13 protein-coding genes are annotated in these 14,285 nt (G+C 63.8%); 10 read left to right on the plus strand and 3 right to left on the minus strand.

From position 1 onward, the window contains the following. Positions 1 to 2: 2 nt before the first annotated feature. The 3 genes from LH20_RS11570 to LH20_RS11580 all read left to right on the plus strand — a co-directional run bounded on the left by LH20_RS11570 (position 3) and on the right by LH20_RS11580 (position 2,395). Positions 3 to 890 carry an alpha/beta hydrolase gene (locus LH20_RS11570; RefSeq protein ID WP_053554334.1) on the plus strand — a complete coding sequence of 296 codons (888 nt, stop codon included), beginning with the start codon at positions 3 to 5 and terminating at the stop codon, positions 888 to 890. A gap of 62 nt (positions 891 to 952) precedes the next feature. Beyond that, positions 953 to 1,780, plus strand: a complete 828-nt coding sequence (locus tag LH20_RS11575; protein WP_053554335.1) for a polyphosphate kinase 2 family protein — start codon at positions 953 to 955, stop codon at positions 1,778 to 1,780. 78 nt (positions 1,781 to 1,858) lie between these two features. Beyond that, a complete protein-coding gene (locus LH20_RS11580) occupies positions 1,859 to 2,395 on the plus strand; it encodes a J domain-containing protein (RefSeq protein ID WP_053556257.1) in 537 nt (178 codons plus the stop codon). Between the two features lie 14 nt (positions 2,396 to 2,409). Here LH20_RS11580 and LH20_RS11585 read toward each other — a convergent pair whose 3' ends face one another. Together LH20_RS11585 and LH20_RS11590 are read right to left on the minus strand one after the other, a co-directional pair. Continuing rightward, the gene (locus tag LH20_RS11585; RefSeq protein WP_053554336.1) at positions 2,410 to 2,973 is read right to left on the minus strand and encodes a CinA family protein; all 564 of its coding nucleotides are present in this window, start codon (positions 2,971 to 2,973) and stop codon (positions 2,410 to 2,412) included. Further along, positions 2,970 to 4,148 carry a bifunctional 2-C-methyl-D-erythritol 4-phosphate cytidylyltransferase/2-C-methyl-D-erythritol 2,4-cyclodiphosphate synthase gene (locus LH20_RS11590; RefSeq protein WP_053554337.1) on the minus strand — a complete coding sequence of 393 codons (1,179 nt, stop codon included), beginning with the start codon at positions 4,146 to 4,148 and terminating at the stop codon, positions 2,970 to 2,972. Before LH20_RS11590 ends, LH20_RS11585 begins: the two co-directional genes overlap by 4 nt. Positions 4,149 to 4,244: 96 nt before the next feature. On the opposite strand from LH20_RS11590, the gene dusB reads away from it, so the two are divergent. The 7 genes from dusB (at position 4,245) to hflX (ending at position 13,463) form a co-directional block, all read left to right on the plus strand. Next, positions 4,245 to 5,243, plus strand: a complete 999-nt coding sequence (gene dusB, locus LH20_RS11595) for a tRNA dihydrouridine synthase DusB (protein ID WP_053554338.1) — start codon at positions 4,245 to 4,247, stop codon at positions 5,241 to 5,243. Beyond that, the gene (locus LH20_RS11600; RefSeq protein ID WP_053554339.1) at positions 5,240 to 6,340 is read left to right on the plus strand and encodes a two-component system sensor histidine kinase NtrB; all 1,101 of its coding nucleotides are present in this window, start codon (positions 5,240 to 5,242) and stop codon (positions 6,338 to 6,340) included. Before dusB ends, LH20_RS11600 begins: the two co-directional genes overlap by 4 nt. After that, positions 6,333 to 7,748 carry a nitrogen regulation protein NR(I) gene (ntrC, locus tag LH20_RS11605; protein ID WP_053554340.1) on the plus strand — a complete coding sequence of 472 codons (1,416 nt, stop codon included), beginning with the start codon at positions 6,333 to 6,335 and terminating at the stop codon, positions 7,746 to 7,748. Before LH20_RS11600 ends, ntrC begins: the two co-directional genes overlap by 8 nt. A 102-nt stretch (positions 7,749 to 7,850) precedes the next feature. Further along, complete coding sequence (locus LH20_RS11610) at positions 7,851 to 10,142, plus strand: sensor histidine kinase (protein ID WP_235526957.1); 2,292 nt, start codon at positions 7,851 to 7,853, stop codon at positions 10,140 to 10,142. Continuing rightward, positions 10,132 to 11,511, plus strand: a complete 1,380-nt coding sequence (gene ntrX, locus LH20_RS11615) for a nitrogen assimilation response regulator NtrX (protein ID WP_053554341.1) — start codon at positions 10,132 to 10,134, stop codon at positions 11,509 to 11,511. The genes LH20_RS11610 and ntrX overlap by 11 nt, the downstream gene beginning before the upstream one ends. A 117-nt stretch (positions 11,512 to 11,628) precedes the next feature. Then, entirely contained in the window at positions 11,629 to 12,126 is a 498-nt protein-coding gene (gene hfq / locus LH20_RS11620) for an RNA chaperone Hfq (protein WP_053554342.1), read from the plus strand. 8 nt (positions 12,127 to 12,134) lie between these two features. Continuing rightward, positions 12,135 to 13,463, plus strand: coding sequence for a GTPase HflX (gene hflX / locus LH20_RS11625; protein ID WP_235526958.1), 1,329 nt, complete (start codon positions 12,135 to 12,137; stop codon positions 13,461 to 13,463). Position 13,464: 1 nt separating this feature from the next. Here the strand turns inward: hflX and mazG are convergent, their stop codons facing one another. Then, positions 13,465 to 14,247 carry a nucleoside triphosphate pyrophosphohydrolase gene (gene mazG / locus LH20_RS11630; protein ID WP_053554344.1) on the minus strand — a complete coding sequence of 261 codons (783 nt, stop codon included), beginning with the start codon at positions 14,245 to 14,247 and terminating at the stop codon, positions 13,465 to 13,467. Positions 14,248 to 14,285 lie beyond the last annotated feature (38 nt).

Raw genomic sequence — 14,285 nt, forward strand, 5'->3', positions numbered from 1 at the left:
GCGTGCGCGCCGCGCCCAGGGAACAGCGGCTGGCAACCCCAGGCGGCGACATCTGCTGGTACGAATGGGGAGCAGCGGGTGAGGGGCTGTCCTTGCTCCTGCTCCATGCAACCGGCTTTCATGCGCGGCTCTGGGATCAGGTCGTCGCCGCCCTGCCGGCAGGCACGCATGTCGTTGCGCCCGATCAGCGCGGGCATGGTCGCAGCTACAAGCCCGAGACCCTTGCGGACTGGGCTGCCAATGCGGATGCGCTGTTGCCGCTGCTGGATCTCTTCCACGGCCACGCGTTCATCGGCTGCGGTCACAGTATGGGCGGTTATGTGCTGACTCGGCTTGCGGCCGAGCGGCCCGAGGCCTTCGCGCATCTCGTCCTCCTTGACCCCGTTATCATGGAGCCGGCCTATTATGTCGGAGGACGCGAGGCGCCCTTGCCGGAGCCGGCCGAGCATCCCGTCGCGCGTCGCCGCAACCAGTGGTCGAGCGCTGAGGAGATGCGCCTCCGCTTCGCCGATCGTTCCCCCTACAGCCGCTGGGCGGCCGAGGTGCTGCGCGATTATTGCACCTATGGTCTCCTACCCCCAGCCCGCGGGGAGGGATATGAACTTGCCTGTCCGCCCGCTCTTGAAGCTTCGATGTATCAGAGCGCGCTACGCACCGATCCGTATCGCTGGCTGGGAAGCCTTGCCGCACCCGTCACGCTGATCCGCGCGCCGGCGGGAACGCGCAACGATGCGATGGATTTCTCGCAAAGCCCAACCTGGCCCGGCCTCGGTGCGTGGATTGGTGCCGCGAGGGACGAGCTTTGGAGCGATCACAGCCATTTCATTCCGATGGAATCCCCTCAGCGCGTCGCATCGCTGCTCGCCGGATTGATGGAAAATCAGGGTTAACCGCATCGCATCCCAAAGGCTCCTGTGATAGCTGCGGCCCCAAGAAACTGAGGGATGCAGCGATGACGATCGACCTTGCGGACTATGAAGCCGGCACCCGATATGAGGGCCAGTACGGCAAGGATCTGGCGGCACTGCAGGAGCGGCTGGAGCGTATCCAGGCCGCTCACATTACCCACGGCCAGCGTAGCGTCATCATGTTTGAAGGTTGGGATGCGGCAGGAAAGGGCGGTATCATCCAGCGCCTGACAGCACAGCTCGACCCGCGATATTTCGAGGTCTGGCCTATCGGCGCCCCGAACGAGGCGGAAAAGGCGCGCCATTTCCTCTGGCGCTTCTGGCGGCGTCTGCCCGGGCATCGCGAGATTTCGGTCTTCGACCGCAGCTGGTATGGCCGCGTCCTCGTCGAACGTGTGGAAGGTTTCGCAACCGAAGCCGAATGGCGCAAGGGGTATGACGAGATCAACGAGTTCGAAGCGCAGCTCACCGGGTCGCGCACCAATCTCGTCAAACTGTTCATCCACGTCACGCAGGAGGAGCAAGACCGGCGCTTCGCCGACCGGCTCGACGATCCGTGGAAACGCTGGAAGACCGGAGCCGAGGATTATCGCAACCGCGCGAAGCGCAGCGAATATCTTGCTGCGATGCACGAGATGTTCGAGCAGACCGACACCCGCTGGGCGCCTTGGAAGGTGATCGACGGAAATGATAAGAAGTCCGCGCGCATTGCTGCCCTTGCACATATCGCCGAGGCGTTGGAAGCGGCAGTGCCGATGATGCCGCCAGCGCGCGACCCGGCGGTGGTCAAGCTGGCGCAGAAGGCATTCGGTTACAAGCCGAGGGACGAGGCCAAGGAAGAAGGTGAGGGCGCGCGGGAGACAGCCGAATAAGGCGGCTTTGGTAATTATTTCGATCGGCTGCTGGAGGCTCGGCTGGCCTTTGCCGGCCTCAATCGCTACATGGGCCGGATGAGCCGTGCCAAGAGATCCGACGACTGGGGGTTTCCCCGCTGGCGTGCCTATGGGCAGGGCCGCGAGGCGCAACAGGTGCGCCTCTGTGACCGTCATGGGTGCACCGAGCCGGGCAACTGCCCCGCACCCAAGGCACCGAACAGCCGCGAGCGCTGGTATTTCTGCGAAGCGCATGCTGCCGAATATAATCGCGGCTGGGACTATTTTGCCGGGCTCAGCGCCGAGGAAGCGGCCGACCGCGCCGCCGAAGAAGCCCTCGGAACGCGCAGCTATGCCCGCGCGCAGCATTATGGCTGGGGAGGATCGGGCGACGGCAGCCGTAGTGCTGACGAGATGCGCGCGCTTGAAGTGCTCGACCTTGAGCCTGATGCCGACTTCGAGGCGGCGAAAAAGGCATGGCGCGGTCTCGCCAAGGAATGCCACCCCGACGTCAAGCCCGGTGACGCGGAAGCTGCGAAGCGTTTTGCCGCCGGTCAGGCGGCGTTCGAGGTATTGAAGCAGGCCGAAGAACGAAAAAGCTGGAAACCCGCCTGAGAAGATTATCCGCTTTATGAAGCGGGTAGCTCAATATCCTCCGACGGCCGCAGGCTATCCTTCTCGGGCATCAGCAGATCGAGCGCGAACAGCGTGGCGGCATGGCGGATGGCGGCGCGGTCGGTCGACTGGAATTGAACGCGCTGCGTGAAATAATCGTCGGGATCCTGTCCGCGCAGCGCACGGGCAAAGACGACCTGACCGACCGGCTTCTTTTCCGAGCCGCCGCCGGGACCCGCAATGCCGGTGATCGACACCGCGACATCGGCATCACTCTTCGCCAGCGCCCCCGCAGCCATTGCCCAGGCGGTCGCGAGCGAGACCTCGCCGAAGGTTTCGAGGATTTCGCCGCTCACTTCAAGCTGGGTCTTCTTGGCGTCACCCGAATAGGTGATGAATCCTGCAGAAAAGACATCGCTGCTCCCGGCAATGTCGGTCAGCGCAGCACAGACCATACCGCCGGTGCAGCTTTCGGCCACAGCGACGCGGCGTTCTGCGGCGCGATTTGCGGCAAGGACAGCCCTGGCGGCGGCTTCGCGCGCGGCAAGACGCGTTTCGGCGTTGGATGGCAAATTCATGTCTCCGGAAGTTGCAAGGTAACGACGGCCTGCGCGGCGATCCCTTCCCGGCGGCCGGTGAAGCCCAGTCGCTCTGTCGTGGTCGCCTTTACACTAATATGCGCCGGTGGAATCGCAAGAATTTCGGCAATGCGCGCCCGGATTGGGCCGCGATGCGGGCCGATTTTCGGGGCCTCCGCTACGATGGTGAGGTCAGCATGGTCGATCCGCCCCCCGGCAGCCTCGACCCTGCGTGCGGCAAAATCGAGGAAGCGCCATGACGCCGCGCCGCGCCACGCGGGATCGGTCGGCGGGAAATGGGTGCCGATGTCGCCTTCACCGAGCGCACCAAGGATTGCGTCGGTCAGGGCATGAAGTGCGACATCAGCGTCACTGTGCCCTTCAAGTCCATGACTGTACTCGATTTCTATGCCGCCGATCCAGAGGGGCTTTCCCGCAACGAGACGGTGGACATCGTAACCCATACCCACCGCGGTTCGAGTTTTCGCTCGGGCCCCGAGCAGTCCTTCGAGGATTGCCTGGTCCTCGCCATATGTCAGCTTGTGGAGCCGCGCATCGCCAGCAACCGCGACGACGGGTATCCCGAGCCCCCGAACGAGCTGCGCATCGTCCGTTGCGGTCTCTCCTGCAGCCGCCGCGTGGGCGCGGCGCAGCGTGCCAAGGCGAAAGGCCTGCGGGGTCTGAACGCGCGCCAAGGCGCTGCGGTCGACCACATCGCCCGCTTCTTCCCCTGCCTGGTGAACGAGCGTGTCGGGGACGGGAAGAGTAGGTATCGCGGCCTCAGCGGTCTCGAGTGCGCCGAGCAACCGGTCAATGACGGCTGCCTCGATTCCGGGCCGGGCCGCATCGTGGACGAGCACGAGCGCGTCATCCTCCCAATCGGCAATCGCCAAGAGGCCATTCTCCACCGATTGCTGGCGTTCAGCCCCGGCCGCCGCAAAAATCCAGCCTTCCGGAAGCTCCGGCGTGAGCGCCATGACGTCATCGCTTGCAACAAGGACGCCCCCCGATACTCGAGGATGCGCCGAAAGCGCGTCAAGGCTCCACCGGAGGAGCGGCTTGCCTCCGAGGGGCTGAAGCTGCTTGGGGTGCGCAAACCCGGCACGGGTGCCGCGACCGCCCGCGAGCAGAATCGAGGCGACACGCAGGGAAGGAACAGGCACGGAATCGGACATAAGCCGCGCGGGTTAGCGCAGCATCGGCTTGCGGGAAAGCGCCTTAACGTGTAGGGGCGTGCTCAAATTTTAGGCAAAATCGACGAAAGCTCTCCCATGGCGCCGCTGCCCCCCATCCAGATCGGCCCAATCACTATCGCGGATCCCGTGATTCTCGCGCCGATGACGGGCGTCACCGACCTTCCGTTCCGCAAGATGGTGCGCCGCTTCGGCTCGGGGCTCAATGTGACCGAGATGATTGCGAGTCAGGCCGCAATTCGCGAGACGCGCCAATCGATCCAGAAGGCCGCGTGGGACCCGGTTGAGGAACCGGTGTCGATGCAGCTCGTCGGCTGCACGCCCTATGAGATGGGCGAGGCGGCGAAACTCAACGAAGATCGCGGTGCGGCCATCATCGACATCAACATGGGCTGCCCGGTGCGCAAGGTAACCAATGGCGACGCCGGTTCTGCGCTGATGCGCGACGTCACCCTTGCTGCGGCGCTGATCGATGCGTGCGTCAAAGCGGTGTCGGTGCCGGTGACGGTCAAGATGCGCATGGGGTGGGACCACGACAGTCTGAATGCGCCCGAACTTGCCCATATCGCAGAGGATCTCGGCGCAAAGCTCGTCACCGTGCATGGCCGCACGCGCAACCAGATGTATCGCGGCACCGCAGACTGGCGTTTCGTGCGCCGGGTCAAGGAAGCGGTCTCGATCCCGGTGATCGTCAACGGTGACATTTGCTCGATCGGCGACGCCCGCGCTGCGCTGGCGCAGAGCGGCGCTGACGGCGTGATGATCGGCCGCGGGGCCTATGGGCGGCCGTGGCTGCTTGGCCAGGTCATGGCTGCACTGCGCGGCGAAGGCGAACGGCCCGACCCCGGTATTGACGAGCAATATGAAATTATCACAACGCATTATAGAGCGATGCTCGATCATTATGGCGAAATGACCGGCGTGAATATGGCGCGCAAGCATCTTGGCTGGTACGTCAAGGGGCTGCCGGGTTCGGCCGAGTTTCGCAATCAGGTGAACCAGATCCCCAACAGCAAGGATGTGCTGGACGCGCTTGAACGCTTCTACGCCCCCTTTCTCAGCAGGGTTGCGGCGTGAACGCGCCATCGTCGAGCATTCCGGCCTTCGACCACCACGAACTCATCCAGTCGCATCCCGTGGCGACACTGCTGGTCGACCGCGGCGGGATCATCCTGTTCGTAAACGCCGCCGCCGAGCAGCTTTGCAACATGAGCCGTTCGGCAATGGTCGGTCGGGTTGTCTATGACGTCATCCGCATGGATCGCAGCTATCGCCAGCGGATGAGCGATCCTGCAACCTCGGCGCTATTCGCGCACCGCGCCGAAATTTCCGTAGGCGATCGCAAATCGGTGTTCGCGGACCTGCAGATGGTGCCTTATGGCGCGAGCGGCCACCGCATTCTGGCGCTTGTCCCCGCGCAGAGCGAGGCCGAACTGATGGGCGGCGCGATCGGTCGGTCGGGCCGCGCCGCCGGGGCCGCCGCCTCGATGCTCGCACATGAGATCAAGAATCCGCTAGCAGGGATCAAGGGCGCGGCGCAGCTACTCGCGCGCAAGGCCGACGCCGATGGCGAGCGCTTCACGAATCTCATCTGCGCCGAGGTCGATCGGATCACGACGCTGATCGATCAGATGGAGCATTTCTCGCGTGGCCAGCCGATCGCCTGCGAGGCGATCAATCTCTACCAGCCCATTCATCAGGCGATCGAGGCAGCGCGCGCCAGGCAGCACCGCGGCGTCAGCTTTACCGAGGATTTCGATCCCTCGCTGCCCCTTGTTCATGGCAATCATGACGCCATGGTGCAGATCCTGCTCAACCTCCTCACCAACGCGTGCGAAGCATTGGGCGGGCGCGATGACGGCGTGGTCCGCATCGCGACGGCCTACCGCCACGGCCTGTCGATCGACAAGGGTGATGGGCGGGGGCGGATTGCGCTTCCGATCGAGGTCAGCGTCAGCGACAATGGCCCAGGCGTCCCCTCTGACATCCGCGGCGATCTGTTCGATCCCTTCGTGACCACCAAGCGCGACGGTCGCGGGCTCGGTCTGGCGCTGGTAGCCAAGCTCGCCCGCGACATGGGCGGGACCGTGCAACATGTACGCGATGGCGACTGGACCCGTTTCCGGGTGCATCTGCCGGCCGTGCCCGCACCGAAAGGGGAGCGGCATGGCTGACGGCAAGACCATCCTGCTCGTCGAGGATGATCCCGCGATCGCGCTGATCATTCGCGAAACTCTCGCTCCCGAATGCAGCCACCTCGCGGCCGTCACGAGCGTCGCGGAACGAAACGCCTGGCTCGCCGAAAACCGGGCCGACCTCATCATCACCGACGTTGTCCTGCCCGACGGAGACGGCATCGACTCGCTCCCGGGCGCGGGCGTCGACCCCGCCACCCCGGTCATCGTGCTGTCGGCGCAGAACACGCTCGACACCGCGGTCCGCGCGACGGGGATCGGCAGCTATGATTACCTCCCCAAACCTTTCGACCTCGACGAACTCATTGCCAGTGTGCGTGCTGCGCTCGAACGGCGCGCCGAACCCGCTGCGGCGGCTGACCCGGCGCAAGCTGACAGCCACGGGCTCGTTGGCCGGGCGCCGGCGATGCAGGCGGTTTACCGCACCATCGCCCGCCTTGCGTCGAACGATTTGGCGGTGCTGATCCTCGGCGAATCCGGGACGGGCAAGGAAGTCGTCGCGCGCGCAATCCACGCGACAGGCCTGCGACGGGCGGGGCCGTTTGTCGCGATCAATATGGCGGCCATCCCGCGCGAGTTGATCGAGGCGGAGCTGTTCGGACACGAGAAGGGCGCCTTCACCGGTGCGCACAGCCGCAGCGCGGGGCGGTTCGAGCAGGCAGCGGGAGGCACTTTGTTTCTCGACGAGATCGGCGATATGCCGATCGAGGCGCAGACGCGGCTGCTGCGCGTGCTTCAGGTGGGGGAATATTCAACGGTGGGCGGCAGCCAGTCGTTGAAGGCCGACGTCCGCGTTATTGCCGCCACGCACCGCGATATGCGCACGCTTGTTGCCGACGGGCGCTTTCGCGAGGACCTCTTCTACCGTCTCAACGTTATCCCGGTCAACCTGCCGCCGCTTCGCGACCGGCGTAGCGACATCCCGGCGCTCGTGCGGCATTTCATCGAGGAAGGCCGGCATTCGGGCCTTCCGGTCCGCGAGTTCGCGCCCGCCGCCATGCAGATGCTTGAGCGTCACGACTGGCCGGGCAACGTCCGGGAGCTCGGCAATGTCGTACAGCGGCTCGCTGTGCTGTCGCGCGATGCTGTCGTGACAGTCCGCGACGTCGAGGGTGTCCTCTACGAGAGCGGCGAAAGCAGCCCTGCCGAGCCCGCCGATCTCATCGCCCGTGCAGTTGATGACTGGGCCCGCGAACAGCTTGCCGGCTTCGGGGCCGACGGCGATATCCACGCGCGGCTCGAAGCGATCGTCGAGGCCGCCTTGCTGCGCCGAACCCTTCGTGAAGTCCGCGGGAACCAGCTCGAAGCTGCCCGGCGGCTTGGCATCAATCGCAACACGCTTCGCAAACGTCTCGTTCAGCTCGAAATCGACCCTGCTCACCCTTGAGAGGGCGTTTTGGCGCGCAATGTAGAATAAAATGCGCCGAAACGCGGTGACGCACGATATTGTGTGTTCTCTATGCAACAGGTTTGTCGTATCGACGCAACAATGGCGAAGTCGGCTCCCCTGGCTCTCGATATTGATTCCGACGGCGAGACGGTACGCTCGGGCGCGTGGCGCTTTGCCGCGCCTGAATATTACACGCTTGCACTGATCGTCAGCATCGGCGTTGCAACCTATATCTTCGTCACCGGGGACGCGCAGAGCGAGCGGCTGCTGACCCCAGCCCTCGTTGCAGCGATCATGGTCGCCAATCTCGTGCCCGCAATGGCGCTGATCGTCCTCATCGGAAGCCGCGTCGCGCGCGCGCGCGCGGTCCATTCGATGGCGGGCGGCAGCGGGCGTCTTCACGTGCGCCTTGTCGCACTCTTCTCGCTGATCGCTGCCGCACCGACGCTTCTTGTCGTGATCTTTGCCTCGCTGCTTTTCCAGTTCGGGGTCGATTTCTGGTATTCGGACCGCTCGCGCGGCATGTTCGAAAATGCCGCGGGTATCGCCAAGGCTTTCTATGAGGACAGCCAGAAATCGCTCGGCGCCAACACTGTGGTGATGGCGAAGGATATCGCGGGCTATCTCCAGCGCTTCCCCGTCGACAGCGAGGCGTTCAGCGACCGTTACCTGCAGCAGGTCGTGCTGCGCGAAATGAGCGAGTCCGCCATCATTGAAGTCGGCGCGGACGGCATCGCCCGTACGCCAACGATGATCGACCCGGACAATCGCGCGGCGGAAGGGCGCATAACCCCCGCCGTTGTTCAACGGCTCAACAGCGGGGAGGATGTCGTCATCACGCGGCAGGCCGACCGGATCGAAGCCGCGACCCGTATCCCGGGCCGGCAGAACGCTTATCTCTACGCAGCGCGGAACGCCAATACGATCGGTCTGCAGCAGTTCGACCGCGCAAGCACGGTGCTCGCCGACTACAACGCGCTCTTCGACCGGTCGCAGCTTTTGCAACTGCAATTTCACGGCGCACTTTATCTCGGCTCCTTGTTGCTGCTCGCGCTCGCGGTGATCGGCGCTATCGTCGTGGCCGACCGTATCGTGCGTCCACTCGGAACACTCGTGGGCGCGGCGCGCACAGCAGCAGGCGGCGATCTTTCAGTCCGCGTGACGCCGACCGAGCGCAACGACGAAATCGCGGTTTTGACGCGTGCCTTCAACCGAATGACGGAGCAGCTCCAGGGGCAGACGAGCGCGCTCGTCAATGTCAACGAACAGCTCGAGGCAAGGCGCGTTTTCATCGAGGCAGTGCTCAGCGGCGTGACCTCGGCGGTCGTGTCGGTAGACCGGAAACACCATATTCTCCTTGCCAACGCCGCGGCCGAGCGGCTGATCGGTACCGAAGGCGCAAGCCTGACGGGCAAATCTCTCGCCGAAGTGGCGCCCGAACTTGAGCAATTGCTGGCGAGCAACGAGCGCGAAGCGATTGTCCAGCTCGCGCGCAAGGATGCCGAACCTGCGACCTTCGCCGCCAAGGCGGTCGCGCAGGGTGATGGCTTCGTGCTCAGCTTCGAGGACATCACGCAGCAACTCGCCGACCAGCGCCGCGCCGCATGGTCCGACGTTGCGCGGCGGATCGCGCATGAGATCAAGAATCCGCTGACGCCGATCCAGCTCGCCGCGGAGCGGCTGCAACGCCGGTTCGGCGACAAGGTAGAAGGCGATGCGGCGACCTTCCGCAGGTTGACCGATACGGTGATCCGTCAGGTGCATGACATGCGCCGCATGGTCGATGAATTCTCAAGCTTTGCGCGCATGCCGAAGCCAACTTTCGGGGTCGAGGATGTGCGCGACATCCTGAAACAGGCGGTTTTCCTCTTCGAGGTCGCAAAGCCCGACATCGCATTTGCCGTGACCATGCCGGAAGAGGTCGAGCCGCTCGTCTGCGATCGTCGCCTCTTGTCCCAAGCGCTCACGAACATCGTAAAAAATGCTGTTGAAGCCATTGAAGAAAAGTCAAAAACGTCTGACTCTCTGCCAGCAGGCCACGTCATGGCTTCGCTCGACATTGACGAGGCTAACGCCATCCGTATCCGCATCGCGGACGACGGGATTGGCCTTCCCGATGCACGCGATGCCATCGCGGAGCCCTATATGACGACGCGCCAGGGCGGCACCGGTCTTGGCCTTGCGATCGTCAAGAAGATTGTCGAGCAACATTTTGGCGAACTTGAATTTTCAGACAATCCGGCGGGACAGGGGACGTGTGTGACGCTGGTCCTTCACCCCGACCGGCTGAGACACCTCGCGGGGAAGGGGGGAGAGGTGAGCGCGGGACAGGGCGAATCGGTTCCGGGCCGGATCAGGAATCGACAAGACAGGGAAGACCATGGCGCTTGATATTTTGATCGTCGACGACGAACGCGACATTTGCGAACTGGTGGCCGGCGTCATGGAGGACGAGGGCTATGAAGCGCGCACCGCGTCCAACAGCGATGCAGCGCTTGAGGCCATCCGTCAGCGCCGCCCCTCGCTCGCGCTGATCGACGTCTGGCTGCAAGGCTCACGGCTCGATGGGCTGGGGCTGGTCGAAGCGATCAAGACGTTCGATCCAACGCTCCCGATTATCGTCATTTCGGGGCACGGCGGGCTCGATACAGCGGTGGCTGCGATTCGCCGCGGCGCCTTCGATTTTATCGAAAAGCCGTTCGAAGCCGAGCGATTGCTCCACCTCGTCGCACGGGCGACCGAGAGCGAGCGGCTCAAATTCGAATATGAACGGCTGCGCGAGCGCGCCGGACCTGCCGACGAACTCACGGGTACGAGCGCTGCGATCAACAATGTTCGCGCGACGCTGAAGCGTGTCGCGGGGACCGGAAGCCGGGTGCTCATCACAGGTGCGCCGGGCGTCGGAAAGGAGGTCGCCGCGCGCGTGCTCCATGGATGGAGCGGACGGCAGAACGCGCCGTTTCGCGTCATTTCGTCGGCGCGCATGGACCCTGAAACGGTCGAGGCAGAATTATTCGGCACTGAATCCGACGATGGAGCGATCCGCGTCGGTCTGCTGGAGCAGGCGCATGGCGGGACGCTGTTCCTCGACGAGGTTGCCGACATGCCGATCACGACGCAGGGCAAGATATTGCGTGTTCTCACCGATCAGAGCTTTACCCGCGTCGGCGGACGCACGATGATCCGGGTTGATGTGCGCATCATTTCGGGCTCCGCGCGTGACCTGATGACCGAGATCGCCGAAAGCCGTTTTCGCGAGGATCTCTATTACCGCCTCAACGTCGTTCCGGTTCACATCCCGCCACTGCGCGAGCGGCGCGACGATATCGCGAGCCTGTGCGACCATTTTGTACGCCGCTACGCCGCCGACCGCCGGGTACCGCCGCCCCAGATCAGTGCCGAGGCGATGGCCGCGCTTCAGGCGCACGACTGGCCCGGCAATGTGCGTGAGCTGCGCAACGTGATCGAACGGGTGATGATCCTCGCGCCTAGCGACCGGCTGGGCCGCATTGACGTCGACATGTTGCCCGCCGAGCTGGTTCGAGGCGGCACGGACATTCTGCCCGGCACCGAATCGATCACCGCCATTCCCCTCAAGGAAGCGCGCGAAAACTTCGAGCGCGAGTATCTGCGCATCCAGATCAACCGTTTTTCGGGCAATATCTCGCGCACCGCGACCTTCATCGGCATGGAGAGGTCCGCCTTGCACCGCAAGCTGAAGCTTTTGGGATTGACCGATAATCCTGAAAGTGACGGGTGAAGGCTTTGCGCTAGACCTGCCGGGCGCTTTGCCGCATATTGCGCATCGCCAAAATGAACAGGACGGAGTGCCCAAGCTCCGCCTAGCGGTATCCCCCGCCAAGAACAGGAGGCCAATGTGTCCGATAAAAGCCAGAATCTTCAGGATCTCTTCCTCAACGCCCTGCGCCGCAGCAAGACGCCGGTGACGATGTTCCTCGTCAAGGGCGTGAAGCTCCAGGGAATCATCACCTGGTTCGACAATTTCTCGCTGCTTTTGCGGCGCGATGGCCAGTCGCAGCTTGTGTACAAGCACGCGATCTCGACGATCATGCCTTCGCACGATTTCGACCTTGCAGCGCTCGGCGATGATGTGCGTGATGCGCCGCCGAGCAAGGGCAAGGCGCTCCAGGATGTGTTCCTGAACGCGGTGCGGCGGTCCGATGAATCGGTGACCATGTTCCTCGTCAACGGCGTGATGCTGCAGGGCGATATTGTCGCGTTCGACCTCTTCTGCATGCTCCTCGAGCGCGAGCGGCAGGTGCAGCTTGTCTACAAGCATGCGATTTCGACGGTGCAGCCGAACGGCCCGGTCAATTTGACCGACAATGGCGACGGGGACGGCGCCGACGCCTGACCGAACCTGTGAGCCCCGATGATGTGGAGGTGACGCGCGGTGCGCGCGCCGTGCTGGTCGTGCCCGAATGGCGCGGGCAGGGGCTTTCGCGCGACCTCGATGCCCGCGTTGCCGAGGCCACCGGGCTCGCGGTCGCTATCGGGATCAAGATTGTGGCGGTTCATCCGCTCCGGCTGCGTCAAACGCGGGCCGCAACACTGATCGGGGTCGGACAAATTGAGGCGATCCGACCTGATGTGCACGAAAATGAGGCGCAGCTCGTCATCGTTGATGCAGCCCTTACGGCGATCCAGCAGCGGAACCTCGAAACCGAGCTCGGGGCGAAAGTCATCGATCGGACCGGGCTCATCCTTGAAATCTTCGGCGAACGCGCGGCGACGGCCGAGGGACGGCTGCAGGTCGAGCTTGCCCATCTCGACTATCAGGCTGGGCGGCTGGTGCGCAGCTGGACCCATCTTGAACGCCAACGCGGTGGCTTCGGCTTTCTGGGGGGGCCGGGCGAAACGCAGATCGAGGCTGACCGCCGTATGATCCGCAACCGCATGGCCCGTATCCGGCGAAGCCTAGAGGATGCCCGCCGTACCCGCCAATTGCAGCGCGCCAAACGGCAGCGTGCCCCTTGGCCGGTGATTGCGCTTGTAGGCTATACAAACGCTGGAAAGTCCACATTTTTCAACCGCCTGACGGGAAGTGACGTCATGGCGGAAGATATGCTGTTCGCTACGCTCGACCCGACAATGCGCGAAATTCGCCTGCCCGGGATCGACAAGGCCATTCTGTCGGACACTGTGGGCTTCGTGTCTGATCTACCCACCGAGCTCGTCGCGGCGTTTCGCGCGACGCTCGAGGAAGTGACGACTGCGGACCTCATCGTCCATGTCCGCGATATCACTCATCCCGACAGTGAGGCGCAATATGCCGATGTTGTCGCCATTCTCGATTCCTTGGGCGTTAATGGGCCGCAGGATGGGGAAGGGGACGCGCAAGGCGCGATCGCGCAGATCGAAATCTGGAACAAGATCGACGCCGCGAGCCCCGAACGCCGCGCCCAGATCGAGGAAATGGCGGCGCGGCGGCGAGACGTCGCGGTCATTTCGGCCGAGACCAGGGAAGGTATCGAGGCCGCGCGCGCGCTCATGGCGGCGGACCTTACGGCGCGACATGAAGTGACCCGCGTGTTCCTGCGCTTTGACCAGGGCGATGCGATGGCATGGCTTCACGCGCGCGGCGACCTGTTGTCAGACGAGGTCGTGGAGGGCGGTCATCGGCTGACCGTGCGCCTCGATCCTGCCGATCGGGCGCGCTTCGAGCGGCTATGGCCTTCGAACCAGAGCTGATCTAACCGCGCTCGCTTGTCTTGACCGCCGCCCAGTGTGCTTCCTGCGCATCGAGCGGGAGACCTTGAAGACTGCCGCCGGCGCGGTCCTCCATAGCGGCAAAACGCCGGGCAAACTTCACATTGGCGTCGCGCAGCGCGCTCTCGGCGTCGACCCCGAGCTTGCGGGCATAGTTGACGACCGCGAAGAGAAGATCGCCGATTTCTTCATGCCGGTCGGCGTCGCTGTCGGCGGCCGCAACCTCGTCGAGTTCCTCGGCGATCTTGTCGCGGGGTCCCTTCGTATCGGGCCAGTCGAAGCCGACGCGCGCCGCGCGGCCCTGGAGCTTTTGCGCACGAAGGAGCGCAGGCAAGGACATCGCGACGCCGGCAAGCGCGCTCGTGGGCCCATCCGCGGCGCGCTCGGCCGCCTTGATGACTTCCCATTGCTCGCGCACATCTGCCGCCGTGACGTCACCGAAGATATGCGGATGGCGGCGCTCCATCTTGGCGGAAATGGCGCGCGCGACATCGTCGAAAGCGAACAGGCCCTTGTCGGCGGCGATCTGCGCGTGAAAGACGACCTGGAGCAGGAGGTCACCAAGCTCGTCGCAGATGGCAGCAGGGTCTCCGCCAGCGATCGCATCGGCAACCTCATAGGCTTCCTCGATCGTGTATGGCGCAATCGTGTCAAAATCCTGCGCAAGATCCCACTCGCAACCTTCATCGGGATTTCGCAATTGCCGCATGATCGCGAGCAACCGGTCGATAGGGGAACCGAGGGGATCAGGCGCATCGCTCGACATGTTTATCCGATAATATATATTATGTTAAATTATTATGG

This window comes from Sphingopyxis sp. 113P3 (genome assembly GCF_001278035.1).
Taxonomy (GTDB): Bacteria; Pseudomonadota; Alphaproteobacteria; order Sphingomonadales; family Sphingomonadaceae; genus Sphingopyxis.

Excerpts from the sequence above, each read along its gene's own strand:
- LH20_RS11575 (WP_053554335.1), top strand. The coding sequence starts at position 953 with ATGACGATCGACCTTGCGGACTATGAAGCCGGCACCCGATATGAGGGC.
- LH20_RS11580 (WP_053556257.1), top strand. The coding sequence starts at position 1,859 with ATGAGCCGTGCCAAGAGATCCGACGACTGGGGGTTTCCCCGCTGGCGT.
- LH20_RS11585 (WP_053554336.1), bottom strand. The coding sequence starts at position 2,973 with ATGAATTTGCCATCCAACGCCGAAACGCGTCTTGCCGCGCGCGAAGCC.
- LH20_RS11590 (WP_053554337.1), bottom strand. The coding sequence starts at position 4,148 with ATGTCCGATTCCGTGCCTGTTCCTTCCCTGCGTGTCGCCTCGATTCTG.
- dusB (WP_053554338.1), top strand. The coding sequence starts at position 4,245 with ATGGCGCCGCTGCCCCCCATCCAGATCGGCCCAATCACTATCGCGGAT.
- ntrC (WP_053554340.1), top strand. The coding sequence starts at position 6,333 with ATGGCTGACGGCAAGACCATCCTGCTCGTCGAGGATGATCCCGCGATC.
- LH20_RS11610 (WP_235526957.1), top strand. The coding sequence starts at position 7,851 with ATGGCGAAGTCGGCTCCCCTGGCTCTCGATATTGATTCCGACGGCGAG.
- ntrX (WP_053554341.1), top strand. The coding sequence starts at position 10,132 with ATGGCGCTTGATATTTTGATCGTCGACGACGAACGCGACATTTGCGAA.
- mazG (WP_053554344.1), bottom strand. The coding sequence starts at position 14,247 with ATGTCGAGCGATGCGCCTGATCCCCTCGGTTCCCCTATCGACCGGTTG.